Source organism: Streptomyces sp. NPDC046925, assembly GCF_040644915.1.
Lineage (GTDB): Bacteria > Actinomycetota > Actinomycetes > Streptomycetales > Streptomycetaceae > Streptomyces.
On sequence record NZ_JBEYWZ010000023.1, the window covers coordinates 24,426 to 43,139 of the forward strand.

Annotated in this window: 20 protein-coding genes; 16 read left to right on the forward strand and 4 right to left on the reverse strand. The window is 70.4% G+C overall.

Annotation, left to right across the window (positions count from 1 at the left end; genetic code table 11):
* The first annotated feature begins 83 nt into the window (after positions 1-83).
* The 5 genes from ABZ906_RS44825 (at position 84) to ABZ906_RS44845 (ending at position 3,795) form a co-directional block, all read left to right on the forward strand.
* Entirely contained in the window at positions 84-1,451 is a 1,368-nt protein-coding gene (locus tag ABZ906_RS44825) for an APC family permease (RefSeq protein WP_361393005.1), read from the forward strand.
* Between the two features lie 223 nt (positions 1,452-1,674).
* A complete protein-coding gene (locus ABZ906_RS44830; protein ID WP_361393007.1) occupies positions 1,675-2,091 on the forward strand; it encodes a hypothetical protein in 417 nt (138 codons plus the stop codon).
* Between the two features lie 5 nt (positions 2,092-2,096).
* A complete protein-coding gene (locus ABZ906_RS44835; RefSeq protein WP_361393009.1) occupies positions 2,097-2,870 on the forward strand; it encodes a transcriptional regulator in 774 nt (257 codons plus the stop codon).
* Between the two features lie 82 nt (positions 2,871-2,952).
* On the forward strand, positions 2,953-3,345 hold the full coding sequence (locus ABZ906_RS44840; protein ID WP_361199211.1) for a roadblock/LC7 domain-containing protein: 393 nt from the start codon (positions 2,953-2,955) through the stop codon (positions 3,343-3,345).
* Between the two features lie 75 nt (positions 3,346-3,420).
* Positions 3,421-3,795: a hypothetical protein gene (locus ABZ906_RS44845; RefSeq protein WP_361199208.1), complete on the forward strand. Its 375-nt coding sequence runs from the start codon at positions 3,421-3,423 to the stop codon at positions 3,793-3,795.
* 95 nt (positions 3,796-3,890) lie between these two features.
* Here the strand turns inward: ABZ906_RS44845 and ABZ906_RS44850 are convergent, their stop codons facing one another.
* Both ABZ906_RS44850 and ABZ906_RS44855 read right to left on the reverse strand, forming a co-directional pair.
* Positions 3,891-4,724 carry a MurR/RpiR family transcriptional regulator gene (locus ABZ906_RS44850; RefSeq protein ID WP_361199205.1) on the reverse strand — a complete coding sequence of 278 codons (834 nt, stop codon included), beginning with the start codon at positions 4,722-4,724 and terminating at the stop codon, positions 3,891-3,893.
* Positions 4,721-6,280 carry an aromatic amino acid ammonia-lyase gene (locus ABZ906_RS44855; RefSeq protein WP_361393011.1) on the reverse strand — a complete coding sequence of 520 codons (1,560 nt, stop codon included), beginning with the start codon at positions 6,278-6,280 and terminating at the stop codon, positions 4,721-4,723. The genes ABZ906_RS44850 and ABZ906_RS44855 overlap by 4 nt, the downstream gene beginning before the upstream one ends.
* 151 nt (positions 6,281-6,431) lie before the next feature.
* Here ABZ906_RS44855 and ABZ906_RS44860 point away from each other — a divergent pair, with 151 nt between their 5' ends.
* The 7 genes from ABZ906_RS44860 to ABZ906_RS44890 all read left to right on the forward strand — a co-directional run bounded on the left by ABZ906_RS44860 (position 6,432) and on the right by ABZ906_RS44890 (position 12,654).
* Positions 6,432-7,538 carry an ATP-binding cassette domain-containing protein gene (locus tag ABZ906_RS44860; protein ID WP_361393013.1) on the forward strand — a complete coding sequence of 369 codons (1,107 nt, stop codon included), beginning with the start codon at positions 6,432-6,434 and terminating at the stop codon, positions 7,536-7,538.
* Positions 7,535-8,182, forward strand: a complete 648-nt coding sequence (locus tag ABZ906_RS44865) for an ABC transporter permease (RefSeq protein WP_361199197.1) — start codon at positions 7,535-7,537, stop codon at positions 8,180-8,182. The genes ABZ906_RS44860 and ABZ906_RS44865 overlap by 4 nt, the downstream gene beginning before the upstream one ends.
* 1 nt (position 8,183) lies before the next feature.
* Complete coding sequence (locus tag ABZ906_RS44870; RefSeq protein ID WP_361199194.1) at positions 8,184-8,855, forward strand: ABC transporter permease; 672 nt, start codon at positions 8,184-8,186, stop codon at positions 8,853-8,855.
* Positions 8,856-8,876: 21 nt separating this feature from the next.
* Positions 8,877-9,812 carry an ABC transporter substrate-binding protein gene (locus tag ABZ906_RS44875; protein WP_361393044.1) on the forward strand — a complete coding sequence of 312 codons (936 nt, stop codon included), beginning with the start codon at positions 8,877-8,879 and terminating at the stop codon, positions 9,810-9,812.
* Between the two features lie 41 nt (positions 9,813-9,853).
* Positions 9,854-11,278: a cytosine permease gene (locus tag ABZ906_RS44880; RefSeq protein ID WP_361393015.1), complete on the forward strand. Its 1,425-nt coding sequence runs from the start codon at positions 9,854-9,856 to the stop codon at positions 11,276-11,278.
* A gap of 56 nt (positions 11,279-11,334) precedes the next feature.
* The gene (locus ABZ906_RS44885) at positions 11,335-11,757 is read left to right on the forward strand and encodes a hypothetical protein (protein WP_361199188.1); all 423 of its coding nucleotides are present in this window, start codon (positions 11,335-11,337) and stop codon (positions 11,755-11,757) included.
* 111 nt (positions 11,758-11,868) lie between these two features.
* The gene (locus ABZ906_RS44890; RefSeq protein WP_361199185.1) at positions 11,869-12,654 is read left to right on the forward strand and encodes a phosphodiesterase; all 786 of its coding nucleotides are present in this window, start codon (positions 11,869-11,871) and stop codon (positions 12,652-12,654) included.
* A 340-nt stretch (positions 12,655-12,994) separates the two neighbouring features.
* Here ABZ906_RS44890 and ABZ906_RS44895 read toward each other — a convergent pair whose 3' ends face one another.
* The gene (locus ABZ906_RS44895) at positions 12,995-14,386 is read right to left on the reverse strand and encodes a cystathionine beta-synthase (RefSeq protein WP_361199182.1); all 1,392 of its coding nucleotides are present in this window, start codon (positions 14,384-14,386) and stop codon (positions 12,995-12,997) included.
* Positions 14,387-14,541: 155 nt separating this feature from the next.
* Here ABZ906_RS44895 and ABZ906_RS44900 point away from each other — a divergent pair, with 155 nt between their 5' ends.
* The 3 genes from ABZ906_RS44900 (at position 14,542) to ABZ906_RS44910 (ending at position 18,015) form a co-directional block, all read left to right on the forward strand.
* On the forward strand, positions 14,542-15,561 hold the full coding sequence (locus ABZ906_RS44900) for an SGNH/GDSL hydrolase family protein (protein WP_361199179.1): 1,020 nt from the start codon (positions 14,542-14,544) through the stop codon (positions 15,559-15,561).
* Positions 15,562-15,720: 159 nt separating this feature from the next.
* Positions 15,721-16,941: an acetyl-CoA C-acetyltransferase gene (locus ABZ906_RS44905; protein ID WP_361199176.1), complete on the forward strand. Its 1,221-nt coding sequence runs from the start codon at positions 15,721-15,723 to the stop codon at positions 16,939-16,941.
* Positions 16,942-17,196: 255 nt separating this feature from the next.
* Positions 17,197-18,015: a hypothetical protein gene (locus ABZ906_RS44910; RefSeq protein WP_361199173.1), complete on the forward strand. Its 819-nt coding sequence runs from the start codon at positions 17,197-17,199 to the stop codon at positions 18,013-18,015.
* Between the two features lie 54 nt (positions 18,016-18,069).
* On the opposite strand, the gene ABZ906_RS44915 is transcribed toward ABZ906_RS44910, so the two are convergent.
* Positions 18,070-18,381, reverse strand: coding sequence for a hypothetical protein (locus ABZ906_RS44915; protein WP_249589487.1), 312 nt, complete (start codon positions 18,379-18,381; stop codon positions 18,070-18,072).
* Positions 18,382-18,483: 102 nt separating this feature from the next.
* On the opposite strand from ABZ906_RS44915, the gene ABZ906_RS44920 reads away from it, so the two are divergent.
* Entirely contained in the window at positions 18,484-18,714 is a 231-nt protein-coding gene (locus ABZ906_RS44920) for a DUF4287 domain-containing protein (protein WP_160505450.1), read from the forward strand.

Sequence of the window (18,714 nt, forward strand, 5' to 3'; positions counted from 1 at the left end):
TCTGACGTTCCTCAACTCCCGCATGCCACGGGTGTTCCGGGGCAGACCCTCCCTCCAGGCACACCCTCGGGGGAGATGATCCTGTGACGACGTCCAAAGCCACCACCGACGCCCGACAGCCCGCCGAAGAACCCGCGCTGAACCGCGCGATCGGCCCCAAGCTCCTGATCCTCTTCGTGATCGGCGACATCCTCGGCACCGGGATCTACGCCACCACCGGCAAGGTCGCGGGAAAGGTCGGCGGCGCGCTGTGGCTGCCGTTCGCGATCGGCTTCCTCGTGGCGCTCCTGACGGCGGCCTCGTACGTCGAGCTGGTCGGCAAGTATCCGAAGGCCGCGGGCGCCGCCCTCTACACGCAGAAGGCCTTCAAGGTCCCGTTCTTCACCTTCATCATCGCCTTCATGGTGATGTGCTCGGGCCTGTCGTCGGCGAGCGCCGCCGCCCGCGCCTTCAGCGGCGACTATCTCGGAGAGCTGACGAACGACGCGCTGCCGCCGACGCTGGTCGCGATCCTCTTCATCCTCGCGCTTGCGGCACTGAACCTGCGGGGCGTCTCGGAGTCGGTGAAGACGAACGTGGTCCTCACCCTCGTCGAGCTGTCGGGCCTGGCCATCATCCTGGCGATCGGGGCGTACGCGGTCCTGAGCGGGGACGGTGAGGCGTCCCGTCTGACGGAGTTCGAGGCGGGGGGCGGCACGGCCTATGCCCTGATGACGGGCGTCCTGGGCGCGACCGCGCTCGGCTTCTTCGCGTTCGTCGGCTTCGAGGACTCGGTGAACATGGCCGAGGAGACGAAGGACCCGACGCGCACGTTCCCGCGGGCGATCTTCATCGGTGTCGCGGTGACGGGCACGATCTATGTCCTGGTGGCGCTCGTGTCGTCGCTGCTCGTCGACTACAAGGTGCTCGAAGGGTCGAGCGGCCCGCTCCTGGAGGTCGTGAAGGCGGGCGGCATCGACTTCCCGCACAAACTCTTCGCCCTGATCGCCCTGTTCGCGGTCACCAACTCGGCGCTGATCAACATCATGATGGCCTCCCGGCTCTGTTACGGCATGGCCAACGAACGCATCCTGCCGCGCGCGATGGGCCGGGTCCTCTCCCGCCGCCGCACACCGGTGGTCGGCATCGTCTTCGTCTCGCTGCTCGCGATCGGCCTGGTGTCCACCGGCGAGATCGAGGGGCTCGGCGACACGACCGCGTTCCTGCTCCTGTGCGTGTTCGGGGTGGTCAACGTGGCGGTCCTGGTGCTGCGCCGTGACCCCGTGGAGCACAAGCACTTCCGGGCGCCCACGATCCTGCCGGTGCTCGGCGCCATCACCGCCCTCGTCCTCGCGAGCCCCCTCGCGGACCGCCCGGCGGAGGTCTACATCCGGGCCGGGGTGCTGATCGCCGTCGGCATCGGACTCTGGGCCGTGAACAAGGTGGTCCTGAAGGCGCGCGGCGAGGAGTGACGCGGGGACGAAGCGGTCGCTAGGTCGCTACTTTCGGTCAGGCTCGGGCCTGGCCCGGCCTCTCCTCGCTCCGATCCCGTCGAGGTCGGGCATGTTCCCCTGGAAAGTGCCGATTCCCGTGGAAACTCCACGTCTTCCGCCTACCTTCCTCACACCGGGCAGCGCTCAGCTCCCGGTCGGGTGGTAGGGGCCACCCGGTTCAACCCTGGGGAAGGGGAGCCGCGTGCCCGGAATCGACGAGTGTCTGCTCGAAGCCATGACACTGCCCGGTGCGCGCGGAGCAGCGATCGTCGACTGGACCAGTGGGCTCGCCCTCGGTTCGGTCGGCGATCCCCCGGGCGGCGACCACGAGGCGACCGCGGCGGAAACCGCCGAGGTGGCGCGGTCGGCGGCCGAGTACCAGGCGTTCGCGCCCAAAGACGACCCGCTGGAACCCGCGCGCGGCGGCACGGACCGCAAGGAACTCCCCGTGGAGGACCTCATGGTCACCACGCGGACCGGATTCCATCTGATCCGCTTCGTCGAGACGACCTTCGACAGCAGCGTCTTCCTCTACCTGTGGCTGGACCGGCACACCGGCAATCTGGCCATGGCACGCCTACGACTACGGGACCTCTCCGAACGTCTGGTCCTGGTGTGAACACCATGCGCATCACCGCATCCGCCATCTCACCCATGCTGATGCGCCTGGCCGCCGAGGAGGCGACCGGCGCCCTCCTGCGCGACCAGGGCACCCTGTACCTCGTCGACGGCCGCATCGTGCACGCGGAGAGCCCCGCGGCGCCGGGCATAGACGTCCTGCTCACGGCGGGCGGCGCGCTGCCCCGGCAGGGCTGGCAGGAGGCACTCTCCCTCGCCGGGACCCGGCACGAGGTGGGCCGGCACCTGGTCGACAGCGGCCGAATAACCGCGGGCGAGCTGGAGATGTGCCATATCGGGGCGCTGTTCGACGCCGCGTTCTTCGTCCTCGGCCCGGCGAGCGGCCCCACCCGGTTCCGTTACGGCGTCGCGCACTGGCTCGGCCGGGTGCGCCCGGTGGCGGCCGAGACCGTGGAGCGCGAGACCCGGCGGCGCCGGGCCCTCCTGGACAGCGTCTGGCCCTGCCCGGAGCTCGACACGTCCCCCGTCGTGCCGCGCCAGCCCGCGCCCGGCCAGAAACTCACCGGACGCCAGGACGCGCTGCTGCGCCTCGCCGACGGTGTCCGCACGCCGACGGCCATCGCCTGGGCCCTCGGCCGCCCCACGTTCCACACCCTGATCGAGGTCAGGCGGCTCGCCGCGGCCGGGCTCGTGGAACCCCCGCGAACGGAGGACCCGGCCGCCCTGCCGATACTCCCCGTCCCCTTCCCCGAGGACCAGCCCGAGCCGGACATCGCCCTGCTGCGCCGGGTCCGTGACGCACTGGAGGCGAGCCTGTGAATCTCCGTACGCGTCAGCGGACTTGGTCCCGATGCCCATGAAGTTCTTCGCGCCCTGGAGGCGCGCCGGGAGGAGAGAGCTGATGGCTGCCGAAGCCGACGTACTCGTGGAACTGAAACGGCTGCGGACCAGGATTCCTCAGCTCAGGGGCGCCCTGACGGCAAGCGTCGACGGGCTCCTGCTCGCGCAGGACGCCACGGACGTCGAGGCGGAGGGCGTCTGCGCCCTCACCGCGGCGGCGCTCGGGGTCGCCCTGCGGCTGTCCGACGCCACGCATCAGGGCGGCTTCCGCGAACTCCTCATCCGCGGCGAGGACGGCTACGTGGCTACGTACACCGCCGGTTCCTCCGCCGTACTCACCCTGCTCGCCGAGCCCCGCGTCAACGTGGGCCGGCTCCATCTGGAGGGCCGCCGATCCAGTGCGGTCATCGGGGAGCTGGTCGACGCCGCCGTCGAACGAGCGGAGGAAATCTGAACCATGTCCCCCACCACACCCTCATCGTCCTCGTCACCGCGGACACCCAGCAGACGGAAAGGAAGTGCGAAAATCATGGCCAACACTGAGACATCGCTCAAGGAAGTCACCACCTCGATCGAGGGAGTGATCGGCGCCGCCCTCGTCGACTACACGAGCGGCATGGCCCTGGGCACCATCGGCGGCGGAAAGGATCTGGACCTGTCCGTCGCCGCGGCCGGCAACACCGACGTGGTGCGCGCCAAGCTGCGCACGATGGAGATGCTCAACCTCAAGGACGACATCGAGGACATCCTGATCTCGCTCAGCAGCCAGTACCACCTGATCCGGCTGATCAAGGGGCGCAACAACAACGGGCTCTTCCTCTACGTGGCCCTCGACAAGGACCGGGCCAATCTGGCCATGGCCCGGCATCAGCTCAAACGGATCGAGGCCAATCTCGACGTCTGAGCACACGGAGACGTCTGAGCACACGGAGCGGGGCGGGCCGGGCCTTCGGGTCCGGCCCGCCCTGCGTCCGCGCTACTCCACGAAGAGCCCCCGCACTACTCCACGAAAAGCCCCCGCGCCGCCGCCCCCGCGTCGAACTCCTCCAACCGCGCCTGCGCGTCCGGGAGTCCGTCGCACATGGCCTCCAGGAGGACACGGCCGAGCAGCATCGGCGCGCACGCCGTGTCGAAGGCGAGCCCTGTGCCGACCGCCGCCGGGAGGAGGAGGTCGGAGTGTGCCGCCACGGGGGCGAACGCCGAGTCGGCCACCGTGACCACGGAGAGCCCCGCCGCCTGCGCGTAGGCGAGCGCGTCCACCACCTCCCGCGGATGCCGCGGCAGCGCGAAGCACAGCAGCGCCGAGGCCCCCGCCCGTACCGCCCCGTCGATCCGGTCGGCCAGCATCGTGCCGCCCTCGTCGAGGAGGCGTACGTCGGGGTGGACCTTGGCCGCGAAGTACGAGAAGCCGTACGCCTGGGACGCGGCGGCCCGCAGCCCGAGGACGGGGAGGGGGCGGGAGGAGGCCAGGAGCCGCCCCGCGCGCTCCACCGGCGCCGGGTCGGCGAGGACCTCCGCCAGATGCCGGAGGTTCGCGATCTCCGCCTCCACCGCCTGCTGGTATTCGTTGAGGGAGGCCTCCCCCGCCGCCTCGGCGGGCGCGAGTTCCCGCAGGTGTTTGCGCAGCGCCGGATACCCGTCGAAGCCGAGCGCCACGGCGAACCGCGTCACCGAGGGCTGGCTCACCCCGGCGAGTTCCGCCAGTTCGACGCTGGAGAGGAAGGGGACGTCCGCCGCCCGCCGCACCATGCAGTGCGCGATGCGCCGCTGGGTGGGCGTGAGCCGGTGCCCCTCGAAGAGCACTTGCAGCCGCGCCGCAGGACTGTCACTCATGCCGTTCCCCTCACAACACCCGAGCCCTCGTGGGCCGTTCCGTTCCCGGACCCGAGATCAAGACACAGCTCCGTGAACCGGTCGAGCAGCCCGGCCGCCACCGTCACATCATCCGTCAACGGCCGGTCGGCAAGGTCCGGGGCGAGCACCGAGTCCGCCAGATCGAAGGCCCGCCCGACGGGAAGATCCGGGTCAAGGCGCATGTCCCGCTGCCGCAACGCCCTTATCGCGGCGACCAGTTCACAGCCGACCACCAGGCGGTAGGCGTCGCACGCCCGGAGTGTCTGCCGCGCCGCGAGGGAGGCGAAGCTGGCCTGCTCCTCCACGCCGCGCGAGAGCACCGCGTGGCCGAGCGAGGCCGGCGCGGAGAAGGCCCGCAGATCACCGAGTGCCGCCCCGGCCGCGTACTCCAGGATCATCACGCCCGACGACGCCGCCTCACCGTCGGCGAGGAAGGGGCGCAGGCGCGTGAAGCCCGGTTCGTTCAGGGTCGAGAGGCGGGACGTCGACAGGCGCGCCGCCTGGGTCACCGCGAGCCTGAAGTGGTCGAGCGAGAGGGCGAGTTGGGCCAGGTAGAAGCCGCCGTGGTGGTAGGCGGCCATGTCGTCCGCCGAGATCAGCGGGTTCTCGGCCGCCGCGTTGATCTCGACCGTCAGGACGTCTTCGAGGGCGTCCGCCGCGTCGTGCGCGGGTCCGTGGATCTGCGGCACGCAGCGCAGGCCGTACGGGTCCTGGATGCGGCCGAGCGGCGGTGTGGGGCGGTCGGCCGCGCCGAGGATCTGCCGCATGCGTTCGGCGACGGCGTACGAACCCGCGTGGCGCCGCGCCTCGTGCACGGGCAGCGCGTACGCCTCGTACGAGCCGTCGACCGCCATCAGGGTCAGCGCCGCCACCAGCTGGGTGGCCGCGACGAGGCCGCGCAGTTCGTGCAGGGCGAGCGCGGACTGGCCGAGGGTGAGGGCGTTGCTGCTGATCAGGGCGAGGGCGTCGTTGTTGTCGAGGGGCTGGGGTTCGGGGGCGAGTCCGGCGCCCTGCCAGGGGTGCTCGCCCGCGAGGGCGAGGCCCATCTGCGCGAGCGCGGCGATGTCGCCGGTGCCGACCGAGCCGAATTCGTTGACCTTCGGGTACGCGCCCGTCGTCAGGGCGTCGCAGAGCGCCGTGACGACGGTGGGGCGCAGGCCCGCGCCGCCCGCGAGCAGCTGGTTGGCGCGGACCGCGAGCATCGCGCGCACCTGCCTGGCCGGGAGCTCGTCGCCGATCGCTCCGGCGTGGCTGCGCAGCAGGCGCAGGCCGTGGTCGGCGGCCGCCTCGGTCGGTACGGACTCGTTCCGGTTGGCGCCGACGCCGGTGGAGCGGCCGTAGACGCGGCCCCAGGAGGCGATCTCGCGGGCGGCGTTCCAGGAGCTCTCCACGCGCTTCATGCCGTCCGTGCCGGGAACGGGCCTGGCGGTGGATTCGGCCATACGTACGACATCTGCGACCATCAGTCCGCGTCCGTCCAGGACGACGACCGAGCCACTGTCGCCGGTCGCCCTGTCCGCGATATGAGACGACATCACTCGAATTTCCTCCTCAAACGGACGCTTCGTCTTGCCCTGCGACTACTTGTCACCCGCGATTTACGCCTGGGCACCGACTAACTATTGACAATCTATTCAGTCACCAAGAACTCTGCATGACGATATACAGCCGGGCAAGGGACTCCTCATGATCCAATTCGATACGGTCCACAAGCGCTTCCCGAACGGCACAACCGCGGTCCACGACCTGACCCTTGAGATGCCGGAGGGAGGCGTGACCGTCCTCGTCGGATCTTCCGGTTGCGGCAAGACGACGACGCTCCGCATGATCAACCGGATGGTCGACCCGACCTCCGGGACGATCAGGGTGGGCGGCAAGGACGTCCTGGAGCAGGACGCCGCCGACCTGCGCCGCTCCATCGGTTACGTGATCCAGCAGTCCGGGCTCTTCCCGCACCGCACGGTCCTGGACAACATCGCGACCGTGCCGCTGCTGCTCGGCTGGGGCCGCAAGAAGGCGCGGGCGCGGGCGGCGGAGCTCCTGGAGACGGTCGGCCTCGCCGCCGACGCCGGGAAGCGCTACCCGCACCAGCTCTCGGGCGGCCAGCAGCAGCGGGTCGGCGTGGCGCGTGCGCTCGCCGCCGACCCGCCGGTGCTCTTGATGGACGAGCCGTTCGGCGCGGTCGACCCCGTGGTCCGCACCCAGCTCCAGGACGAACTCCTGCGCCTCCAGCGGGAGCTGAACAAGACCATCGCCTTCGTCACGCACGACATCGACGAGGCGGTACGGCTCGGCGACCGCATAGCCGTCTTCCGCACCGGCGGCCACCTCGTCCAGTGCGCGAGCCCCGCGGAGCTCCTGGCCCGCCCGGCGGACGACTTCGTCGCGGACTTCCTGGGCGCCGAGCGCGGCCTGAAGCTGCTCTCCCTGACGACCCTGGCCGAGGTCCCCAAGGCCCCGGCCCCGGAGGGCGGCGCGTGGACGCTGCGGCTCGACTCCGCGGGCGCGCCGGTCGCGTGGCGGCACGTGGACGGGACAGCCCCGGACGTCCCCGTACGCCCCCTGCGCGACACGGACTCACTCCTGTCGGCGCTCAACGAGTCCATAGCCGCCCCCAGCGGCCTGGTCGCCCGCGTCGACGCGGAGGGCATCCTGACCGGCGTCACGTCCCGCGACGACATCCACGAGCACGCGGGGCAGGTACACACCGACGCGAGCGCCGCTGAGCCGAGCACCGTGGACGCGGGCGCCGTGGACGCGGGCTCCGTGGACACCAGCAAGGCCGACGTATGACCGTCGACTGGTCGTGGATATCCGACCACACCGACGACCTCACCTCCCTCACCGTCTCCCACCTCCAGGCCGCCCTCACCGCCGTACTGCTCGGCCTGCTCATCTCGCTCCCCCTGGCCGTCGTCGCCCACCGCGTGCGCCCCCTGCGCGGGCTGCTCCTCGGCCTGTCGAACGTCCTGTTCACCATCCCGTCCATCGCGATCTTCGTGCTGCTCCTGCCGGTCAGCGGACTCACCCGCACCACCACCGTCATCGGCCTGACGATCTACACCCTCGTCGTGCTCCTGCGGAACACCGTCGAGGGCCTGGACTCCGTCCCGGCGAAGACCAAGGAAGCCGCGAAGGCCATGGGCACCCGCCCCCTGCGCACCCTCCTCACCGTCGAACTCCCCCTCGCGCTCCCCGTGATCATGGCGGGCGTACGGATCGCGACGGTCATGGCGATCTCCTTGGTCTCCGTGGCGACGTACATCGGCGACGGCGGGCTCGGCCAGCTCTTCACCGACGGGTTCCAGCGCAACTTCCCCACACCCGTCATCGTCGGCGTCGTCCTGACCCTGCTCCTCGCGCTCGTCGCGGACGCGCTGCTCGTCACCCTCCAGTACGTCCTGACGCCCTGGACCCGCCGCAAGAGGAGCGCGTGACATGTACGAACTCTTCAAGAACCTCGGCGCCTGGCTCGTCAGCGGCGAGCAGTGGGCCGGTTCCGACGGCATCGGACACCGCCTCCTCGAACACCTCCAGTACTCGCTGCTCGCGACGCTCATCGCCGCCGCGATCGCGCTGCCGCTCGGCCTGCTCATCGGGCACACCGGGCGCGGCGCCTTCGTCGCGATCAACCTCTCCAGCTTCGGGCGCGCCCTGCCCACGGTCGGGCTCGTCGTCCTCGTCTTCCTGGCCAGCGGCCTGTCGATGTGGCCCGTCTACATCGCGCTCGTCGCCCTCGCCGTGCCGTCCATCGTGACCAACACGTACGCGGGCATGACCGCCGTCGACCCCGAGGTGCGGGACGCGGCGCGCGGCCAGGGCATGCGCTGGCACCAGGTCCTCTTCCAGGTCGAACTGCCGCTCGCCATGCCGCTGATCATGACCGGGCTCCGGCTCGCGCTCATCCAGGTCGTCGCCACCGCCACCATCGCCGCGTACGTCTCCTTCGGCGGACTCGGCCGGTACGTCTTCGACGGGCTCGCCCAGCGCGACCTCGTGCAGGTGCTCGGCGGTGCCGTCCTCGTGGCGGTCGTCGCCGTCGTCCTCGATCTCGCGCTCTCCGCACTCCAGCGCGCCCTCTTCCGTCACCGCCCCGCCAAGTCGGCCTAGGAGCAATCCACGATGGCTTCCATCAACCGCAGGACCGCACTCGGCGGGCTCTTCGCCGCCGCATCCGTCCCCGCGCTCGCCGCCTGCAGCGGCGGCATCACGTCCCTCAACGGCGACGGCTCGGGCGGCTCGGGCGGTGGCTCCAGCAAGAACGGCGTCACCATCGGCACCGCCAACTTCACCGAGAACCAGGTGCTCGGCTACCTCTACGCCGCCGCCCTCGAAGCCGAGGGCGTGAAGACCGAGGTCCGCCCCAACCTCGGCACCCGCGAGATCCTCATCCCCGCCCTCAAGGGCGGCGACATCGACCTCCTGCCCGAGTACCAGGGCGCCCTCCTGCACTACCTCGACGCCAAGTCGAAGGCCACCGAGGAGGGCGAGATGCAAAACGCCCTCGCCATGGTCCTGCCGCGCGGCCTGCAGATCCTCCCCTACGGAAAGGCCGAGGACTCCGACGCCTTCGCCGTCACCCGGGAGACCGCCGACAAGTACGGCCTGAAGTCCCTCGCGGACCTCGCCAAGCACAACGGCAAGCTCGTCATCGGCGCCGCGCCCGAGGTCAAGAAGCGCACGGTGGGCTCAGTGGGCCTCAAGGACGTCTACGGCGTGGAGTTCAAGGAGTTCAAGTCCCTCGACTCCTCGGGCCCGCTGGTCAAGGGCGCCCTGAAGAAGGGCGACGTCGACGTGGCGAACCTCTTCACCACCGACACCGACATCGTCGCCGAGAAGTGGGTCGTGCTCACCGACCCCAAGAACCTCGTCCCCGGCCAGCACATCGTGCCGCTCATCGCCGACCGCAAGGCCGACTCGACGGTGCGCAAGGCGCTCGCCCGCCTGGGCAACGCCCTGACCACCAAGGACCTCACCGAGCTCAACCGCCTGGTGGACAAGGACAAGAAGGACCCCGAGGACGTCGCGAACGACTGGGCGGCGGAGCACGGGATCAGCAAGAAGTAGGCCATTCAGCAGGCACCAGGCAGCAGGGAGTTCACCGGATCATGGCAGACACTCTCGTGGAGCGGCGCTCCATCGACGTCGTCCCCGACGACGAACGGCACGGCACCGCGTTCAGCCAGTTCACGCTCTGGCTCGGCGCCAACCTCCAGATCACCGCGGTCGTCACCGGCGCGCTCGCCGTCGTCTTCGGCGGCGACGTGGTCTGGTCGGTGACCGGCCTGCTGCTCGGCAATCTGCTCGGCGGCGCGGTGATGGCCCTGCACTCGGCGCAGGGCCCCAAGCTCGGCCTGCCGCAGATGATCCAGTCCCGCGCCCAGTTCGGGGTGCGCGGCGCCGTCGTACCGCTGCTGCTCGTCATCCTCATGTACGTGGGCTTCTTCGCGTCCGGCAGCGTCCTCGCCGGACAGGCCACGGCCCGGCTCACGCACACGAACGACACCACCGGCATCATCGTCTTCGCCGTGATCACCGCGGTGGTGGCGGCGGTCGGCTACCGCGTGATCCACGTCCTGGGCCGGGTGGCGAGCGTGATCTGCGCGCTCGCCTTCATCTACCTGGGCATCCGGCTCCTGGACCGCGTGGACCTCTCGGCGCTCCTGGACGACGCGCACTTCGACCTGCCGATGTTCCTGCTCGCCGTCTCCCTCTCGGCGTCCTGGCAGCTCGCCTTCGGTCCGTACGTCGCGGACTACTCGCGCTATCTGCCGCGTACGACGTCGGGGCGTGCCACCTTCTGGTGGACCCTGTCCGGCTCCGCGCTCGGCTCGCAGTGGTCGATGACGTTCGGCGTGCTCGTGGCGGCGAGCGCGGGCGGGGCGTTCCTCGACAACCAGGTCGGGTACGTGGTCGGCCTGGGCGGGACGGGCCTGATCGCCTCGTTCCTGTACTTCGTGATCGCGCTCGGCAAGCTGACCATCAACGTGCTCAACACCTACGGCGGCTTCATGTCGATGGTGACGAGCATCAGCGGTTTCCGGGGCCAGAAGACGCTCTCGCCGCGCGGCAGGTCCGCGTACATCGCCCTGATCATGGTGGCGGGCACGGTGGTTGCGCTGCTCGGCAAGGACAGCTTCCTGACGTCGTTCAAGGACTTCCTGCTGTTCCTGCTGACGTTCTTCACTCCGTGGTCGGCGATCAACCTGGTCGACTACTACCTGATCTCCAAGGAGCGCTACGACATCCCGGCGCTCTCGGACCCCGACGGCCGCTACGGCGCCTATCGCTGGGACGCCCTCACGGTCTACGGAGTGGGCCTGCTCGCCCAGCTGCCCTTCCTCGTCACGCACTTCTACACGGGCCCGCTGGTGGAGCCGCTGGGCGGCGCGGACATCTCGTGGATCGTGGGCCTGGTGGTCCCGGCGGTCCTGTACTGGCTGCTCGCCCGCCGCGACACCTCGCACATCCCCGCGCCGGACCAGGAGCCGGCGGCCGGGGCTGATGCCGGGGCTGGTGCCGGCGCCCGCTGAGAAAGGGGGGATAGCCCCACTGTCAGGCGGGCACCGGCTGCGTACCTTAAACAGCTATGGAAGCCCGAGACGCCGAACTCAAGAAGGAACTCGACGCCACTCTGCACGCCCGCAGAGAGCTGGGCGAAGAGTATGAGTCAGCGCTGGTCGACTCCTTCCTCGGGAAGGTCGAGCAGCGCCTGGACGGCACCATCGACCGTCGGATGCGCCGGCACATGGCCGAGCAGCAGATGGTCGTCGCCCGGGGATCGCGCGCGCCCGACAATCCCGTGGACTCCTGGGGCGAGCGCTTCGGGTTCGGCATCATCTCGCTGATCCTTGCGGTGCCGCTCTCCGCGATCGGCGTGGTCAACGCGGACCTGCCCGGCCTCTTCGTCACCTGGGGCGGCATCGTCGGCGTGAACGCGGTGCATTCGCTGCGCGGCCTGAACTTCGGCCGCGGCAAGGACCGGGCCCGCAAGTCGGAGTGGGACGACTGAGCCCACGGCTGCGGCTCTGGCTGCGGCTGCGGCTCCGGCTCCGGCTCCGGGGGATTCCGCTCTGAGCTGGACCGGTGGCGCGGGCCCCGCCCGGCGGCGGACCGTGCCGTCATGACCACTTCCGTCGCGCACCTCAGTGACCCGCACCTGACCACCGGCCCGCTGGCAGCCGAACCGGCGGCCACCCTGCGCCGCGCGCTCACCCGCGTCCTCGCCCTGGAGCCCCGGCCCGCCTGCGTCGTGATCACCGGCGACCTGACGGACCACGGCCGCCCCGAGGAGTACGAGCAGCTCCGCGAACTCATCACGGGCTTCCCGCTGCCGCTGCACCTGACGACGGGCAACCACGACGACCCGGCGGCTCTGGCCAAGGCGTTCGGCGGCACCGAGCACCTCGGCGGCACCCACTCCACGCACTACGCCGTCGAGTACGAGGACCTGACGCTGCTCGCCCTGGACTCGAAGGTCCCCGGCGCCCCGCACGGCCACCTGGGCGAAGAGCAACTCGGCTGGCTGGACGCCCGCCTGACGGACCGCCCGGAGATCCCCGCCCTGGTCTGCCTGCACCATCCTCCGGCGGACATCGGCATCCCGTTCCTGGACGGCATGCGCCTGACGGACGGCGAGGCCCTGGCGCGGGTTCTGGCCCGCCACCCCCGGGTGGTCCGGGTCCTCGCGGGCCACGTCCACCGCCCGATCACCGGCGCCTACGCGGGCACCACCCTCGCGACCGCCCCGTCGACGTACCTCCAGAGCTCGTTGACGATGAACGCGGAGGGCACCATGGGCTACGCCCCCGACCCGACGGCCTTCCAGCTCCACCTGCGCACACCCACCGGCTGGGTCACCCACACGGTCCCGGTGAGCCATGCGGCGGCGCTGGTCCGGGGGTACTGAGGGTCTTTTACGGTCTTCCCCGCGGCCCGGGGGCCGAGCCCGTATACGAAGTTCGTGCGCGGGGACCGCCGCACCCCCGGGTAACCAGGGGGCGGGACGACGGCGGTCCCCGCGGGGGACGCGGGCCGGGTCAGGACCGGGCCCGCGTCCGGGCGTTCAGAGGTCCGGGAGCCGCTCCGGAGTTCCTGTACGCCGACAACGACCAATGTGCCCGAGCCGTGTTAAGCGTGTGCTGCGCGGACGTGTCGCGCTCGTACCACTTCCGCGAAGTTCGCCCCACGGACCGCCAGAAACCACCACGGCTCACGGCACACCCTCGCGCCTACTGGCCCTGCTGGCCCTACTGGCCCTGCTGCTCGGCCAGGAAGGCAAGCAGGTCCTGGCGGCTCACCACGCCGGTCGGCTTGCCCTCGACCAGGACGATCGCCGCGTCGGCCCCGCCGAGGACCGACATCAGGTCGGCGACGGGCTCACCGGAGCCGACCTGCGGCAGCGGGTCCGACATGTGCTTCTCCAGCGGGTCGGAGAGCGAGGCGCGCTGCGTGAACAGGGCGTCCAGGAGTTCGCGTTCGACGACGGAGCCGATGACCTCGGCCGCCATCACGTCCGGGTGGCCCGCGCCCGGCTTGACGATCGGCATCTGCGAGACGCCGTACTCACGCAGTACGTCGATGGCCTCGCCGACCGTCTCCTCCGGGTGCATGTGGACGAGCGAGGGCAGTCGGCCGCCGACCTTGCGGCTCAGTACGTCGCCCACGCGAGGCTGGTCGCCCGCCTGCTCCAGGAAGCCGTAGTCGTTCATCCACTCGTCGCTGAAGATCTTGCTCATGTAGCCGCGCCCGGAGTCGGGCAGGAGCACGACCACCACATCGTCCGGACCGAGCCGCTCCGCGACCCGCAGCGCCGCCACGACCGCCATGCCGCAGGAACCGCCGACGAGCAGCCCCTCCTCCTTGGCGAGGCGCCGCGTCATCTGGAAGGAGTCCTTGTCGGACACCGCGATGATCTCGTCCGTGACGTTGCGGTCGTACGCCGTCGGCCAGAAGTCCTCGCCGACGCCCTCGACGAGGTAGGGCCGCCCGGAGCCGCCCGAGTACACGGAGCCCTCGGGGTCGGCGCCGACGACCTTGACCTGCCCCTTCGAGATCTCCTTCAGGTAGCCGCCCGTCCCGGAGATGGTGCCGCCGGTCCCGATGCCCGCCACGAAATGGGTGATCTTGCCTTCCGTCTGCTCCCACAGCTCGGGGCCGGTGGAGTGGTAGTGCGAAAGGGGGTTGTTCGGGTTGCTGTACTGGTCGGGCTTCCAGGCGCCGGGGGTCTCGCGCACCAGGCGGTCCGAGACGTTGTAGTACGAGTCCGGGTGCTCGGGATCGACGGCCGTGGGGCAGACCACCACGTCGGCGCCGTAGGCGCGCAGCACGTTGATCTTGTCAAGAGACACCTTGTCGGGGCACACGAAAATGCACTTGTAGCCCTTCTGCTGGGCCACGATGGCGAGCCCGACCCCGGTGTTGCCGGACGTGGGTTCGACGATCGTGCCGCCGGGCTTGAGTTCACCGCTCTGCTCGGCGGCCTCGATCATGCGCAGCGCGATGCGGTCCTTCACGGAGCCGCCGGGGTTGAAGTACTCGACCTTGGCCAGGACGGTCGCCTGAATGCCCGTGGTCACGTTGTTGAGCCTCACCAGCGGGGTGTTGCCGACGAGGCTGATCATCGAGTCGTGGAATTGCACCGTTGTCTCCGGGCTGCGATGTAGTGCGACGAATGGGTGTCGTCAGCGTAAGGGTCCCGTTCAGTCGTTCACCTCCGCATGCGATTGGCCGACCGTCCTAACGGGGCAATTAGTTGATGTATGGCGGATTGGCTACGAGGAGGTGGCTGCGGGGCATGTCGAGGGCGAGGGTGGCGAGGCGGATCGCGGCAGGCGCGGCGTACGGCGGCGGAGGCATCGGGCTGCTCGGGGCGGCGGCCGTGGGCGTGGTACTCGCCGAGGTGCAGCTGGCGAAGCGGACAGTCGGGAACAGCGGGGAGCATCCGGCGCCGCCGCGGGCGGACGGACGCTACGGCTGGGGGTACGCGGACAGCGCGGAGCCCCTGCGGTTCGCGATGCTCGGCGACTCGACCGCCGCGGGTCAGGGGGTCTACCGGGCCCGGCAGACTCCGGCGTCGCTGCTCGCGGCGGGGCTCGCCGCCGTGGCGGAGCGGCCGGTGGAGCTGCGGAACGTGGCGTTGCCGGGGGCCCAGTCGGACGACCTCGACCGGCAGACGACGCTGATCCTGTCCGAATCCCCGTCCTGGGTGCCCGACGTCTGCGTCGTGATGATCGGCGCGAACGACGTGACGCACCGGATGCCCGCGACGCGTTCCGTACGGCATCTGTCGGCGGCGGTGCGCAGGCTGCGTACGGCCGGGGCGGAAGTGGTGGTCGGGACCTGTCCCGACCTGGGGACGGTGGAGAACGTCTACCAGCCGCTGCGGTGGATGGCGCGCAGGGTGTCGCGGCAGCTGGCCGCCGCGCAGACGATCGGCGTGGTCGAACAGGGCGGACGGACGGTGTCGCTCGGGGACCTCCTCGGCCCCGAGTTCCTCGCGAACCCGCGGGAGCTGTTCGGCCCCGACAACTACCACCCCTCCGCGGAGGGGTACGCCACCGCGGCGATGGCGGTGCTGCCGACGCTGTGCGCCGCGCTGGGCCTGTGGCCGGAGGAGGAGCGCCCCGATGTCTCCCGGCGCGAGGGCTTCCTGCCGGTGGCCCGTGCGGCGGCGCAGGCGGCGTCGGAGGGCGGCACAGAGGTGGCCGCGGCCATGCCCACGGGCCCCCGCGGCCCCTGGGCCCTCCTGAAACGCCGCCGCCGCCGACGCATCCACCACACCGCAGACGCGGACCCGTCCCCCTTGCCGGGGTAACCCTGCCGGGGGGCACCCAGCGTCCGAGGCGCCCCCCGCCAGCCTGAGCAAGCGCTTAGAAAAATGCGGTCCGCGTCACAGTCCCCGGCCGGTGACCCGGGGCGATACGTGCAGGTAACTTCCCAAGGAGTCCTGCCCCCTCGTCACAGGAGTGCCGTGATGCCCGAAGCCGTGATCGTTTCCGCTGCCCGTACGCCGATCGGCCGCGCCGGTAAGGGCTCTCTGAAGGATCTGCGGCCGGACGACCTGACCGCCACGATCATCGAGGCCGCCCTCGCCAAGGTCCCCGAGCTCGACCCGAAGCTCATCGACGACCTGATGCTCGGCTGTGGTCTGCCCGGTGGCGAGCAGGGGCACAACCTCGGTCGCATCGTCGCCGTACAGATGGGCATGGACCACCTGCCGGGCTGCACCGTCACCCGGTACTGCTCCTCGTCCCTGCAGACCTCCCGCATGGCCCTGCACGCCATCAAGGCCGGCGAGGGCGACGTCTTCATCTCCGCCGGCGTGGAGACGGTCTCCCGCTTCGGCAAGGGGTCCAGCGACGGCCTCCCCGACACCCACAACCCCCTCTTCGCCGACGCCGAGGCCCGCACCGAGGCCGTCAGCAAGACCGAGGGCTCGAACTGGCACGACCCGCGCGAGGACGGCCTGATCCCCGACGCGTACATCTCCATGGGGCAGACCGCCGAGAACCTGGCCCGCGCCAAGGGCGTCACCCGCCGCGACATGGACGAGTTCGGCGTCCGCTCGCAGAACCTCGCCGAGGAAGCCATCAAGAACGGCTTCTGGGCGCGCGAGATCACCCCGGTGACGACCCCCGACGGCACCGTCGTCAGCAAGGACGACGGCCCCCGCGCCGGCGTCACCCTCGAAGGCGTCGAGGGCCTCAAGCCCGTCTTCCGCCCCGACGGCCTGGTCACCGCGGGCAACTGCTGCCCGCTCAACGACGGCGCCGCCGCCCTGGTGATCATGAGCGACACCAAGGCCCGCGAGCTCGGCCTGACCCCGCTGGCCCGCATCGTCTCCACCGGCGTCACCGGCCTCTCCCCCGAGATCATGGGCCTCGGCCCGGTCGAGGCCTCGAAGCAGGCCCTGTCCCGCGCCGGCCTCACCGTCGACGACATCGACCTCTTCGAGATCAACGAGGCCTTCGCCGCCCAGGTGATCCCCTCCTACCGCGACCTGAACATCCCGATCGACAAGCTGAACGTCAACGGCGGCGCCATCGCGGTCGGCCACCCCTTCGGCATGACCGGCGCCCGCATCACCGGCACGCTCATCAACAGCCTCCAGTTCCACGACAAGCAGTTCGGCCTGGAGACGATGTGCGTCGGCGGCGGCCAGGGCATGGCCATGGTCATCGAGCGCCTCAGCTGAACGCCCCCACCGCCCCTCCGGGACCCGGAAACCCCTCACGTCTCCATTGATTCGTGACTCAATCTCCCCCAGGATGTGACCTATCTCCTGGGGGAGATGCATATGCCCAGGTCAGAGCGCATCTGTGGATAAACTCCGGGCCGAAAGACCTGTCCAATTCGTGACGTAATGCACTGACAGGTGGATCGTGCAGCCTTCAAGCTGATGTAGGAAGTCGGGGGTCGACTTGAAACCGGGAGTACGTCAGTGAGCGCCATGCCTATTGCCTTGCTGCTCTCCACGGCCGCTGCCACGGCCGTGGGCGCCGCCGCCCTGCACGCCGTACACGGCCTGCGAAAGCAGCTCGCAGAGATCACCGCCCTGCGCGCCGAGCTGGCCCAGAGCCGCTCGGAGAACGCGAACGCCGCCGTACCCGCTGCCCGCACGGCCGCGGACGCCGACGAGATACGCACGGCCGTCGCCGAAGCCCTCGCCGAGGAACGCGAGCGCGAGCTCGCCGAGGCGCGTGCCTTCTGGGCCGCCCAGGAAGCCCGTGACGCCTCGGACGCGCCCTCCCTGCTCAGCGGCCTGCCGGGCCTCTCCGACATGGCCGACGAGCTGTTCCTGCCCCGCCAGGCGGACCTCGCCGGCCTGGAGGCGGACAGCCTGGAGCCGGTCATCGAGCCGTACGCGGAGCCGGCCGACGAGTTCGCGAGCGACTCCCCGGAGCTGGCCGCGGCCCGCCGCCGCCACCCCTCGCACCCGGACTTCGTCCCGGTCCAGTCGCCCGTCAACGGCGACCACGAGCGCACCGTCGCCTGCCTGGAAGAACTGGCCGGCGCCCGCACCGCGCTCGCCGACGTCCGCCCCGGACCGCTCGGCACCCTGGACGTCTACGTCTTCACCGACGGCACCACGCTGTGCATGACGCCCGGCCACCGCGAGACCGCGGAGCTGCTCGCCGACGCACTGCGCGACGGTCACGCCCCGGTCCTGCTCGGCGGTTCCGGAGTCTCCGGTGCCTACGCCCTGACCTTCGAGTGCGGCACCGAGAACGTCTACATCCTGGCCGACCGCGTCATCGCCTCGGTCTGACCGCACGCGACCCCGGCGCCCGCCGGGGTCGGACCACACCCCCGTACCACCCGGTCACACTCCGGCGCGTTTCTGCGCCTTCTCCACGAGCGTCAGTGCTTCCGCGAGCTGACCGGAATCCTCCAGGACAAGGGCCAAATCCCGCCCCGCGACCGTGATTTGATCGGCCGCCGCGAACATCCCGGCGTCCGGCATCTCCCGCGGCTCCGCGTCCGGTACCTCGATCCGCTGTGCCCACGCCGCCAGTTCCCTGGCCAGAGCGAGCGCCTCAGTCGCCGCTCCCCGCTGCAGGCGACTCTGCGGGGCGGCCCGCAAGCGGTCGGCGAATTGGTCCACTGCGGCCGTCAAAGGCGTCGTATCAAGCACCCGGCGACCTTATGCGCCCGGACGGGACTGTTGCCAACGCCCCAACGCTCAGGCACGGTGTCGTGAAGGACGGAACACATCGCGACGCGTCCGGAGGCGCCGATGTCCCAAGTCTTCTCCGAGGAGACCCACCGCAATCTGATCGCCCGCATCCCCCACTGCACCGGTCGTGAAATCTCCGACTGGCTGCGTGCCGTAGACGAAGGGCCTTCGCTCTTCCGCTTCGAGGAGAAGGTCAGCTGGCTCCGTGCGGAGCACAATCTGGCCTACGGGCACGCCAAGGCAATCATTCACGAGTACGACTTGCGGCGGGCCGCGCGCAAGCTGCTCTGA

Bases quoted from the DNA above. Each gene is read 5' to 3' on its own strand.
- ABZ906_RS44835 (WP_361393009.1), top strand. From the start codon at position 2,097: ATGCGCATCACCGCATCCGCCATCTCACCCATGCTGATGCGCCTGGCC.
- ABZ906_RS44910 (WP_361199173.1), top strand. From the start codon at position 17,197: ATGCCTATTGCCTTGCTGCTCTCCACGGCCGCTGCCACGGCCGTGGGC.
- ABZ906_RS44900 (WP_361199179.1), top strand. From the start codon at position 14,542: ATGTCGAGGGCGAGGGTGGCGAGGCGGATCGCGGCAGGCGCGGCGTAC.
- ABZ906_RS44845 (WP_361199208.1), top strand. From the start codon at position 3,421: ATGGCCAACACTGAGACATCGCTCAAGGAAGTCACCACCTCGATCGAG.
- ABZ906_RS44850 (WP_361199205.1), bottom strand. From the start codon at position 4,724: ATGAGTGACAGTCCTGCGGCGCGGCTGCAAGTGCTCTTCGAGGGGCAC.
- ABZ906_RS44860 (WP_361393013.1), top strand. From the start codon at position 6,432: ATGATCCAATTCGATACGGTCCACAAGCGCTTCCCGAACGGCACAACC.
- ABZ906_RS44880 (WP_361393015.1), top strand. From the start codon at position 9,854: ATGGCAGACACTCTCGTGGAGCGGCGCTCCATCGACGTCGTCCCCGAC.
- ABZ906_RS44870 (WP_361199194.1), top strand. From the start codon at position 8,184: ATGTACGAACTCTTCAAGAACCTCGGCGCCTGGCTCGTCAGCGGCGAG.
- ABZ906_RS44920 (WP_160505450.1), top strand. From the start codon at position 18,484: ATGTCCCAAGTCTTCTCCGAGGAGACCCACCGCAATCTGATCGCCCGC.
- ABZ906_RS44890 (WP_361199185.1), top strand. From the start codon at position 11,869: ATGACCACTTCCGTCGCGCACCTCAGTGACCCGCACCTGACCACCGGC.
- ABZ906_RS44905 (WP_361199176.1), top strand. From the start codon at position 15,721: ATGCCCGAAGCCGTGATCGTTTCCGCTGCCCGTACGCCGATCGGCCGC.
- ABZ906_RS44840 (WP_361199211.1), top strand. From the start codon at position 2,953: ATGGCTGCCGAAGCCGACGTACTCGTGGAACTGAAACGGCTGCGGACC.
- ABZ906_RS44855 (WP_361393011.1), bottom strand. From the start codon at position 6,280: ATGTCGTCTCATATCGCGGACAGGGCGACCGGCGACAGTGGCTCGGTC.
- ABZ906_RS44885 (WP_361199188.1), top strand. From the start codon at position 11,335: ATGGAAGCCCGAGACGCCGAACTCAAGAAGGAACTCGACGCCACTCTG.
- ABZ906_RS44865 (WP_361199197.1), top strand. From the start codon at position 7,535: ATGACCGTCGACTGGTCGTGGATATCCGACCACACCGACGACCTCACC.